This is a genomic window from Pseudomonas sp. FYR_2 (assembly GCF_043106425.1).
Lineage (GTDB): Bacteria > Pseudomonadota > Gammaproteobacteria > Pseudomonadales > Pseudomonadaceae > Aquipseudomonas > Aquipseudomonas monteilii.
In genome coordinates this window covers 301,898-313,179 of record NZ_JBICMM010000048.1, presented here as the reverse complement: position 1 = coordinate 313,179, position 11,282 = coordinate 301,898, and the positions used below count along the sequence as shown (strand labels likewise).

At 64.7% G+C, this 11,282-nt stretch carries 7 protein-coding genes; all 7 read right to left on the bottom strand.

Annotation, left to right across the window (positions count from 1 at the left end):
* Positions 1-3: 3 nt before the first annotated feature.
* The gene (yccS, locus tag ACF8R4_RS22325) at positions 4-2,187 is read right to left on the bottom strand and encodes a YccS family putative transporter (RefSeq protein WP_060500992.1); all 2,184 of its coding nucleotides are present in this window, start codon (positions 2,185-2,187) and stop codon (positions 4-6) included.
* 83 nt (positions 2,188-2,270) lie between these two features.
* Entirely contained in the window at positions 2,271-3,452 is a 1,182-nt protein-coding gene (locus ACF8R4_RS22320; RefSeq protein ID WP_060500990.1) for an NAD(P)/FAD-dependent oxidoreductase, read from the bottom strand.
* Positions 3,453-3,513: 61 nt separating this feature from the next.
* Positions 3,514-4,851, bottom strand: a complete 1,338-nt coding sequence (gene dbpA / locus ACF8R4_RS22315) for an ATP-dependent RNA helicase DbpA (protein ID WP_232333298.1) — start codon at positions 4,849-4,851, stop codon at positions 3,514-3,516.
* Between the two features lie 112 nt (positions 4,852-4,963).
* A complete protein-coding gene (gene mdtD / locus ACF8R4_RS22310; protein WP_060500985.1) occupies positions 4,964-6,391 on the bottom strand; it encodes a multidrug transporter subunit MdtD in 1,428 nt (475 codons plus the stop codon).
* A 127-nt stretch (positions 6,392-6,518) separates the two neighbouring features.
* On the bottom strand, positions 6,519-7,838 hold the full coding sequence (locus tag ACF8R4_RS22305; protein WP_392493470.1) for a TldD/PmbA family protein: 1,320 nt from the start codon (positions 7,836-7,838) through the stop codon (positions 6,519-6,521).
* A complete protein-coding gene (locus tag ACF8R4_RS22300) occupies positions 7,838-9,280 on the bottom strand; it encodes a TldD/PmbA family protein (RefSeq protein WP_392493468.1) in 1,443 nt (480 codons plus the stop codon). Before ACF8R4_RS22300 ends, ACF8R4_RS22305 begins: the two co-directional genes overlap by 1 nt.
* Before the next feature lie 32 nt (positions 9,281-9,312).
* A complete protein-coding gene (locus tag ACF8R4_RS22295; RefSeq protein WP_164525143.1) occupies positions 9,313-11,115 on the bottom strand; it encodes an acyl-CoA dehydrogenase in 1,803 nt (600 codons plus the stop codon).
* Positions 11,116-11,282: the final 167 nt, after the last annotated feature.

Sequence of the window (11,282 nt, the reverse complement as noted above, 5' to 3'; positions counted from 1 at the left end):
AAGTCAGGCGGGTGCTCCTTCCTTGATCAAATGCGCCGCCAAGGTCCGCAACGGCGCCAACTGCCGGCAAATCAACGCCAACTGCGTCTGCACCAGCCGCTGGTGCTCATCCAGTTCTTCCGGCATCTGCTCCAGGGCATTGGCCAGCGCCTCTTCTTCATCACTGTGAATCGCCACCGGCAAGCGCGCCGCCAGCCCATTGGCTATTTCGTCCAGGCTGCTGGCCAGGCTTTGCCCGGCACCCTCGATCAGCTGCTCCTGGACCTCCGCCGGCAACGCCGTGTCGCGGTGTGCACCCAGCCCGGAGAGGTAGCTGAGCAGGGTGTGTGACAGCACCAGGAAACGGAAGCCCACATCCGCTTCCTTACGGAAATGCCCAGGCTCCATCAGCATGTTGGCCAAGGTGGTGGACAGCGCCGCGTCGGCGTTGTGGGCATTGCGCCGGGCCAGGCGGTAGGCCAGGTCGTCGCGCTTGCCGTGGGCATACTGCTGCATGATCTGGCGCAGGTATACGCTGGCGCACGCGAGGGTATTGGCCAGTGCCTTGTTCAGCCGCCGCCCTTGCCAGTCAGGCAGGAACAGGAACACCGCCAGGATGGCGATCAGGCTGCCCACCAGGGTATCGAACAGGCGCGGCAGGAACAGCCCATAGCCATCGCCGATCTGATTGAAGCAGAACAGTACCATCAGGGTGATCGCCGCCGTGGCCAGGGTGTAGCGGGTGGTGCGGTTGACGAAGAACACCACCCCGGCGACCACGGCGAACAGCGACTGGATGACCGGGTTGGGGAACAGGTCGAACAACGCCCAGCCCACTGTCAGGCCGACGGCGGTGCCGACGATTCGCTGTACCAGCTTGCGCCGGGTTGCGCCGTAGTTGGGCTGGCACACGAACAACGTGGTCAGGATGATCCAGTAGCCTTGGGTGGGGTGGATCAGGTGCACCATGCCGTAGCCGATCGACAGTGCCAGCGGCAGCCGCAGGGCATGACGGAACAACAGCGAGGTCGGCGTCAGCTGGGTGCGCAGGCGTGTCCACACGTCTTTAAGCGAGCGTGGGGAGCGGTCGAGCAGGCTGCTGTCGCTGGCGTCGGCCAGGCTGTCCGGGTTGCTGGCGGCGCTTAGCAGGCGGTCCAGTGTTGCCAGGTTTGCGGCCAGTGCCCGCAGCGAACGCAACAGGCCACGCCAGGCCGGGTTGCTCTGGATGCGCAGGTGCTCTAGCGAAGCGTTGAGGTCTTCGAGGGCTTCGGGATAACCGCTGGCCAACACGAACGGCTGGCGCAGGCGGATCGAGCGCGCCAGTTCCTGGCAGGACGAACCCTGCTTGCGCAGCAGGCGCTGGCAGCGAAACATCACATCACTGTGGAAGAACGCGTCGGTCAGGGCGTTATAGGGGTAGTGCGAGGCACTGACCCGCTCGTGGATGTCCTGGGCCAGGAAATACAGCTTGAGGTAGCGGCTGACCTTGGAGTTCGGCTGGCTGTTGCCGACCCGGTGCAGGATGATTTCCTTGGCTGCGTTGAGCGCCGCCACCACCTTGCCGTTTTGCTGCGCCAGCTCAAGGCGCCGGGCCTCGACGTCGAGGGTGCGTACCGGCTCGAACAGGCTGGCCTTGAGCTTGAGGTAGCTGCCCAGCTCGAAGAACAGCTTGGCCAGGCTTTGCTGCACCGGCTGGTTGGAGAACAGTGCCTGCCACAGCACCGACAGCAGCCCGTACCAGGCCGCCCCCGTCACCAGCAGCAAAGGCTCGTGCCAGAAGTCCGTCACCTGGCCTCCGCGCTGGTCCACGCCGATCATGGTGTAAACCGCTGTGATCAAGGTCGCTGAAGCGATGGCACCGTAGCGTTCGCCCAAGGCACCGAGCATGGTCAGGCCGAATGCGGCCAAGGCCAAGGCAACAACGAAAACCCAGGGGTAGGGGAACAGTAGCTCCACCGCCAACGCGGCGATGGCAAAACACACGAGGGTAACGGCAAGGGCGCTGAGACGGCCTTGCCAGCTGTCGTCGGTTTCGGCCAGGGCACTGGCGATGATGCCGAGGAACAGGGGGATCAGCAGGGCCATCTCGTTCTGGTACCAGCACAGGGCCAGGCTGCCGGTGAGGGCGATGGTGACCCGGATGCTGTAGCTGAACTTGTCTTGGCCCCACAGGCGACGCAGTGACTGACGGAACGAGCTCGATGACATGATGGCCTGCTAGGCAGTAAGCGAAGAATGCATTGCAGCACGGGCCAGCAAGAAGCGTTCCGTGCTGCTGAATGGATTCTACTCTACACGAACTGCGCTGCGGCGTTGGCCGATGCCCAGGCCCACTGGAAGTTGAACCCGCCCAGGTGGCCGGTGACGTCGAGCACTTCGCCAATGAAGTACAGCCCCGGGCTTTTCAGCGATTCCATGGTCTTGGACGACACTTCGCGCGTATCCACGCCGCCCAGGGTGACTTCGGCGGTGCGGTAGCCTTCGGTGCCGGCCGGTACCACTTGCCAGTTCGCCAGCTTTTCGGCGATCTGTGCCAGCTCTGCCGGGGTGTACTGCTTCATCGGCCTGGACTCGAACCATTGCTCGGCCAGCAGGTTGGCCAGCTTGCGGGTGAACACCTCGCCCAGCACGGTCTTCAGTTCGGCGTTGGCGCGCTCGGTTTGCATCTGTTGCAGCCAGGTGAGCGCATCGCGGTCCGGCAGCAGGTTGATCTCCACCGTGTCACCGGCTTCCCAGAACGAAGAAATCTGCAAGATCGCCGGGCCGCTCAGGCCGCGGTGGGTAAACAGCAGGTTCTCGCGGAAGCTGCTGCCATTGCAGCTGGCGGTGCAGTCCAGCGAGGTGCCGGACAACTCGGTGCACAGTGCCTTGAGTTGGGGCTCGGTGATGGTGAACGGCACCAGCCCGGCGCGGGTCGGCAGCAGGGTGTGGCCAAACTGGCGCGCCACTTGGTAGCCGAAACCGGTGGCACCCAGGGTCGGGATCGACAGGCCGCCGGTGGCGATCACCAGCGACTGGCAGGCGAACTGGCCACCGCTGGTCTGCAGCAGGTAGCCGGTTTCGGTCTTTTCGATCTGTTCGATGCTGGTGTGCATGCGGATTTCGGCGCCAGCCTCGTCGCACTCGGCCAGCAGCATGTCGAGGATGTCGCTGGCCTTGTTGTCGCAGAACAGCTGGCCGAGCTTCTTCTCGTGGTACGCCACGCCGTGCTTGCACACCAGTTCGATGAAGTCCCACTGGGTGTAGCGGGCCAGGGCCGACTTGCAGAAGTGCGCGTTCTGCGACAGGAAGTTGGCCGGCTCGGTGTACATGTTGGTGAAATTGCAGCGCCCGCCGCCGGACATGAGGATCTTCTTGCCGGGCTTGTTGGCGTGGTCGAGCAGCAGCACCCGGCGGCCACGACGGGCGCTGAGCTGGGCGCACATCAGGCCGGCGGCGCCGGCGCCGAGGATGATGACGTCGGTGGAATGCACGGTGTTACCTCATGAATAGCCGGGGCCGCTGCGATGGACTGCGAAGCAGCCCCAAAAAATATCAAACGATACGGACTTTCAGGGCGCGGCCCTTGATCTTGCCGCTGTTCAGCCGCTGCATGGCCTGCTTGGCCAGCGCCCGCTCCACGGCAACGAACGCCTGGAAGTCGAAGATGGCAATCTTGCCCACCTGCTTGCCCGGGATGCCGGCATCACCGGTCAGTGCCCCGAGAATATCGCCTGGGCGCAGCTTGTCCTTGCGCCCGGCTGCAATGCACAGGGTGCTCATCACCGGCAGCAGCGGCTCGCCGCCTTTGTTCTTCAGGCTGTCCAGCTGGTCCCAGCGCAGTGGGCTATTCTGCAGCTCCTCGATAGCCTGGGCACGGTGGCCTTCGGCCGGTGCCACCAGGCTGACTGCAACACCTTTCTCACCTGCACGGCCGGTACGGCCCACGCGGTGTACGTGGATTTCGGCATCACGCGCCAGCTCCACGTTGATGACCATGTCCAGGCCATCGATATCCAGGCCGCGCGCGGCCACGTCGGTAGCCACCAGCACCGAGCTGCTGCGGTTGGCGAACATGGTCAGCACCTGGTCGCGGTCGCGCTGCTCCAGGTCGCCGTGCAGCGCCTGGGCGACGATGCCCTTGGCGGTCAGGTGGGCAACCACGTCCTCGCACTGCTGCTTGGTGAAGCAGAACGCCACGCAGGACTGCGGGCGGTAGTGGCCGAGCACGCGGGTGACGGCCTCCAGGCGCTGCTGCGGGTCGATCTCGATGAAGCGCTGTTCGATCTGGTTGTCGGTGTGCAGGCTTTCGACTTTCACCTGCTGTGGGTTGCGCATGAAGTCGGCGGCCAGTTGCTTGATGCCGGCCGGGTAGGTGGCCGAGAACAGCAGGGTCTGGCGGCGTGACGGGGTCTTGCCGATGATGCTGGCGATGGCGTCGAAGAAGCCCATGTCGAGCATGCGGTCGGCTTCGTCCAGTACCAGCGTGTTCAGGCCATCGAGTACCAGAGTGCCCTTGTCCAGGTGTTGCTGGATACGCCCCGGGGTGCCGACGATGATGTGCGCACCGTGCTCCAGCGAGGCGATTTGCGGGCCCAGCGAAACGCCGCCGCACAGGGTGAGGATCTTGATGTTGTCCTCGGCGCGGGCCAGGCGGCGCAGCTCCTTGGCCACCTGGTCGGCAAGCTCGCGGGTAGGGCACAGCACCAGCGCCTGGCAGCCGAAGTAGCGCGGGTTGATCGGGTTCAGCAGGCCGATGCCGAAGGCGGCGGTCTTGCCGCTGCCGGTCTTGGCCTGGGCGATCAGGTCCTGGCCCTTGAGGATGACCGGCAGGCTCTGGGCCTGGATCGGCGTCATCGAGGCATAGCCGAGGGCGTCCAGATTCGCCAGCATGGCGGCGGACAACGGCAGAGTGGCAAAGGCGGTGGATTCGGTGGTCACGAGGCTGGCCTGCGGTGCGAAGCGAAAAATGCCGCATAGTCTACCAGCCTCATGGCCATTCGCCCTACGACTCCATGTGTTCTTCCGGACGACGGGCACGCCTTCCGTCCGTGGGCGCCAGTTGCAGGAAGATCGCTGCCGCCAGCATGGCCATCACGCCGATGGTGACGAAGGTCAGCTGGAAGGCGCCCAAGGTGGACTCCACGCCTTCAGCGCTGCCGGCAGCGGTGAAGCCACCGAGTAGTGCGCCAGCACAGGCTACGCCCAGGCTCAGGGCCAGCTGCGCGACCACCGACAGCAGGCTGTTGCCGCTGCTGGCGCTGGCGTCGTCCAGGTCGATCAGGGTCACGGTGTTCATCGCGGTGAACTGCATCGAGTTGACCGCCCCCAGCAAGCCCAACTGAATCAGCAGCACGGCGTAGGGCGTCTGCTCGTCGACCAGCCCCAGGCTGGCCAGCAGCAGGCCCAGCAGCAGGGTGTTGCCGGTGAGGATGATGCGGTAACCGAAGCGCTCGATCAGCGGGCGGGCAACGGACTTGGCCAGCATGGCCGCTGCCGCCAGCGGGATCATGCTCATGCCGGCTTGGGCCGGTGAGTAACCCAGTGCGACCTGTAGCAGCAACGGCACCAGGAACGGCAGGGCGCCACTGCCCAAGCGGGCGAACAGGTTGCCAAGGATGCCGATGGCGAAGGTGCGCACGCGGAACAGGCTGGGCGAGAACAAAGGCTCCGGGTCGCGCCCGGCACGCAGCCAGTAGGCGGCCAGGCACGCCATGCCGGCGAACAGCAGCAACATCACCCGCAAGTGCGGCAGGTGCAGCTCGCCCAGGCCTTCCATGGCGATGGTGATCAGTACCATCGCGGCGCCGAACAGCAGGAAACCGGGGCCGTCGAACGTGGTGCGCTCGGCGCCGCGCAGGTCCGGGATGAACTTCCACACGGCCAGGCAGCCGAGCAGGCCGACGGGCAGGTTGAGCAGGAAGATCCAGTGCCAACTGAGGATTTCCACCAGCCAGCCGCCGACCGTCGGGCCCAGCAACGGGCCGAGGAGGCCGGGGATGGTGATGAAACTCATGATTCGCACCAGCTCGCTGCGCGGGTAGGCGCGCAACACCACCAGCCGCCCGACCGGCAGCATCAGCGCACCGCCCAGGCCCTGCACGACGCGGGCGAAGATCAGAAAGCCCAGGCTATTGGCTGCGGCGCACAGTAGCGAGCCGAAGCTGAACAGCAGGATGGCACTGAAGAAGATGCGCTTGGTGCCGAAACGGTCGGCGATCCAGCCCGAAGCAGGGATCAGTAGGGCTACGGTGAGCATGTAGGCGATGATCACGCCCTGCATGCGCAGCGGGTCTTCGGCCAGCGAGCGGGCCATGGCCGGCAGCGCGGTGTTGAGGATGGTGCCGTCCAGGGACTGCATGAAGAAGGCGATGGCCACCACCCAGGGGATCCAGCGGGCGGTGACGGGGTCTAGCGGTGCTCGATCGGGCATGACTTCCTCGTTTGTCAGTGCCGGCCCCTTCGCGGGCAAGCCCGCTCCCACAGGTACTGCACCACATCTGAGGGTGGTGAATACCCTGTGGGAGCGGGCTTGCCCGCGAAGAGGCCGCTAATGCCTATCACAGTGTCAGGGTCAGGCCTTTGACCAGTGCCCCCGGCAAATGACTCGACCCGGTACTGCGCTGTCCATAGGTGCTGGTCGACAAGATCATCTCGCGCTCGCGGGTCAGGTCCTCCAACTGGCTGCCGAGCAAGCTGTACAGGCTGTCATCGAAGCGCATGGTGCTCACGGGCCCCTGGATCTGCCCGTTTTCCACCCAGAAAGTCGCGAACCGGGTCAGCCCGGTCATGCGCGCTGCCGGCAGGTCAGAGTAGTTCAGGTACCACAGGTTGCTGATGTACAGCCCGGTGCCCAGGCGCTCAAGAATGTGCTCGCTCGTCAAGTTACCCGGTGCCAGGCTCAGTGCGCACGGCGACTCGTAGCTGTCGGCACCATTGGCCAGCAACTCGAATTCGGCCGCACTGCGCGCACTGATCAATCGCTGCCGAGCCTCACCTTGCTGGATCAATGGCACATCCAGGCGTGGAGCCCCTTCATCGGAAAACGCCGGGCTCAGCGAGCCGCTGACCTGCTCGGTAAAGCTCACCAGCGGGCTCAGCCGTGCATCGCCGTTGTACAAACGTTGCAATGCGCTATTGCCGGTGGCCAGGGCCTGTGCGGAAAAGCCGCCCCAGCACAGCATGCCAGCGATTTCGTCCATGGCGGCTGGTGCCAAGTAGGCGCGATAGCTGCCGGGCTTGAGGGTGACTACCGGGCGGCCAAGGAAGCCCAGCTGTTCCCGCGCCTGTCGCAGACGTGCGATGAAGTCATCTGCGCTCCACACCTGGCCGGCATAGTTGGCCTTCACCGCCTGGCCGTTTTCATGGAACAGGCTCCAGTCGAAGTTGAAGCTGTTGGCCTGGTGCCAGCCAAAGGCACCGAACGAACTGGCAAAGCCCCGGCAGATCGGACCGGCAGCGTAGATACCGACCAGGTCCAGCTCGCCTGCCTCGTGGTCGAGCAGGGCCAGTACTTCGTCCAGTTCGGGCAGGGGCTGCACCTGCAGGCTGTGGCTTTGCCAGGCACTTTCGTCTAGCCGCAGATAAGGGTCAACGGCCAACAGTGGCAAGGTCTGGCGCAGTTGCTCCAGCGCATCGCCAAGGCGCTGGCGGTCCAGTTGCGCGTCGCCACTCAAGGTCACCTGCTGTTCCGCCTGGCGGCCATCACGGACCAACCGCAGTTGCGCGCTGGCCTGGCTTACAGTGCCGGCCTGGCGCACCTTGGCATTGTTGAAACGCACGAATTGCGACTGTTCGGCGCTGTAGCCGAGGGTGAACTGCTCGCCTGCTTGCAGGGCGGCGCGCACATCCCCGACCAGGGTTTCGAAAGCGTGCTTCATCAGGCGTCTCCTCCAAATACGTCAATCTGGCGGAATACGCAGGCCGGCGAGGCATGACCGACCCGCACCACCTGGTTGGGCTCGCCCTTGCCGCAGTTGGGCGTGCCAAGTACCTGGAAGGTGCTGCGGTCGCCAACCGCCGCCAGGTTGCGCCAGAACTGTGCGGAGATGCCGCGGTAGTTGGGGTTCTTGACGATGCCCTTGAGCTCGCCGTTTTCGATCAGCTGGCCCCATTCGCAGCCGAACTGGAACTTGTTGCGCGCGTCGTCGATGGACCAGGAACGGTTGGTGCGCATCAGGATGCCATGCTCGATGCCCTTCACCAGTTGCGCCAGGCTCTGGTCGCCCGGCTCGATGTTCAGGTTGGCCATGCGGTCGATCGGTGCACGGTTCCACCCGCAGGCGCGGCTGTTGGCCACGCCGTCCAGACCAGAGCGGAATTGCGACAATGCGCCGCCCAGCGGGCGCAACAGCAGGCCGTCGCGGATCAGGAACTGCTTGCTGGCCGGGGTGCCGTCGTCGTCAAAGCTGTAGCTGGCCAGCTCTTCGCCGATGGTCGGGTCGAACGTCACGTTCAGCAGGCTGGAGCCGTATTGCAGGTGGCCGAAATCGCTGGCTTTGACGAAGCTGGTGCCAGCGTAATTACGCTCGTCACCGAGGATGCGGTCCATTTCCAGCGGGTGGCCGATGGACTCGTGGATCTGCAGCATCATCTGGTCCGGCATCAGCAGCAGGTCACGCGGTCCGCTTGGGGTGTTGGGGGCCAGCAGCAGTTGCAGCGCCTCGTCGGCGACCTGCCGGGCGGCGCCCACCAACCCGCAGCGCTCGATGATCTCGAAGCCACCCTGCTGGCCGAAGTTGTCGCGGCCCAGGCTGCGGCTCTGGCTGTCCTGCCCGTCGCTAGCGGTCACGCCCAGCCCCGGGAACAGGAAACGCTGGGCATGGCGCAGTTCGGCGCCGGCCGAGTTCAGGTAGGTTTGCTCGACCAGGGTCAGGCCCAGGCTGGCTTGCCAGTCCACCAGGCGGTCGTCCTTGGGGACGCTGGCCGACTCGGCGGCAAGCAAGCCAAGGCAGTCGGCGAGGGACGGCACAGGCTGGTCGAAGTTGGGTGAAACATGGTCGTGACGGGCGTTGGTCACGGGTTGGTCGCGCAGATCGAGCAAGCTGTGCCGGGCGATCTGCCGGGCCAGGGCCTCGGCCTGCTCCAACGCGTGCTGCAGGCCCGCCTGGGACAGGTCGGCGGTGGCCGCGTAAGCCTCCACGCCGTTGATCCGCACGGTGAGCATGGCGCCTTCGTCCTGGCTGAAGAAGGGAGGTTCGGCAACATTGCGGCGAACCGACAGCGCCTGGTGCGACTGTTTCAAATGCCGCAGGGAAAACAATTCGGCCGTACTGCGCAGCGCGGCAAAGCGCTGGCGCAGCAGGGCGCTGGAATCAAACATGCACAAGCCTCCGTGTACCCGGTGGCTCCCCCTTAGAACCACTCGTCCTGCATGGTGAGGCAAGTGTCGTCGCGCGCCTCTAGCAATGCCAGCTCATTATGGCAGCCCGGTACTTCCCAGGTCAGGAAATAACGCGCCGCTTGCAGCTTGCCGAGGTAGAAGTCGCGGTCAGCGGGGTTGCCCTTGAATAAGCCAAGCTCGGCGTGAATGGCCTGTTCCAGCCAACGCCAGCCGATCACGCAGTGGCCGAACGCCTTGAGGTACAGGGCCGAGTTGGCCAGGGCGCCTGCGACTTTGCCCTGGGCCAGGTCGCCGAGCAGCGCCAGGGTCACGCTTTGCAGCCGGTTGACCAATTGCTCCAGCGGCTGGCGCAGCGGGTCGAGGTTCGGGTGATGGCTGGCACGTTCGCCTGTGCTGGCGATCAGGCGGATCAGTTGCTTGAGGCCGGCGCCGTTGTTCTGTGCCAGCTTGCGGCCGAGCAGGTCGAGCGACTGGATGCCTTCGGTGCCTTCGTGAATCGGGTTCAGGCGGTTGTCGCGGTAGTACTGTTCTACCGGGTATTCGCGGGTATAGCCGTGGCCGCCGAGAATCTGGATGGCCAGTTCGTTTGCCTTGAGGCAGAAGGCCGAGGGCCAGGATTTGACGATAGGGGTCAGCAGGTCGAGCAATGCCTGAGCCTGCTTGCGAGTGCTTTCTTCGCTGGCGGTCTGGGTGTCGTCGAACAGGCGAGCGGCGTACAGGCCCAGGTCGAAGGCGCCTTCTACGTAGGCCTTCTGGGCGAGCAGCATGCGCTTCACATCGCTGTGCTCGATGATCGGCACGGCCGGGCTGTGTGGGTCTTTGTTATCCGGCAGCCGACCCTGCGGGCGCTGGCGGGCGTATTCCTGCGAGTACAGGTAACCGGCGTAACCGAGCATTACTGCGCCCATGCCAACACCGATGCGTGCCTCGTTCATCATCTGGAACATGCAGGCCAGGCCCTGATGAGGCTGGCCGACCAAGTAGCCGATGCACTGGCCGTTGTCGCCGAAGTTCAGCGCGGTGGAGGTGGTGCCACGCCAGCCCATCTTGTGGAACAGCCCGGCCAGCAGCACATCGTTGCGTGGGCCACGGCTGCCGTCCGGATTGACGTGGTACTTGGGCACGATGAACAGCGAAATGCCCTTAACTCCGGGCGGGGCGTCCGGGAGCTTGGCCAGCACCATGTGCACGATGTTTTCCGACAGCTCGTGGTCGCCGGCGGAGATGAAGATCTTGTTGCCCTTGAGCCTGTAGCTGCCGTCGCCCTCCGGTTCTGCCCGGGTGCGGATGTCGGCCAGCGATGAGCCTGCGTGGGGTTCGGTGAGCGCCATTGTGCCGAAGTAGCGACCTTCGATCATGGGTTGCAGGAACAGGCGCTTCTGTTCGTCGGTGCCGAAGCTCTCAATGAGGTTGGCTGCGCCCATGGTCAGGAACGGGTAGGCCGTGGTGCTGGCGTTGGCGGCCTGGAAGTGGGCAAAGCAGGCCTGCGAGACCAGGCTGGGCAGTTGCATGCCGCCAGCTTCGAAGTCGCGGTTGGCGTTGAGAAAACCGGCTTCAAGGAACGCATCGACGGCAGGTTTCACCTCGGGGATCAGTTCGGCGCGGCCGTCAACATAGCGCGGCTCGTTTTCGTCGGACTTGCGGTTGTGCGGGGCGAAGTACTTTTCGGCGATGGTGCGGGCGGTGGTCAGTGCCGCGTCGAAGGTTTCTCGGCTGTGCTCGGCGAAGCGCGGGCGCTGGGTGAGGGCTTCGGCGTCGAGGACTTCGTAGAGTTCGAAGGCGAGGTTACGGGGGCTGAGCAGGGTCTCGGGCATGGTGGCGGTCCTGAGGCGGGATGCTGCGAGTGTAGGGAGTTGGATGGGGAGGGGGGGAGGTTAATAGGTTTGGGTGATATGGGTTTAGAAAGGGATTGGGGTATTCAGGCGCTTGCCTTTTGTCCTTTAGCGCCTGTGAGATCGAGCGCCGCGCGGGCGGCGCTGGA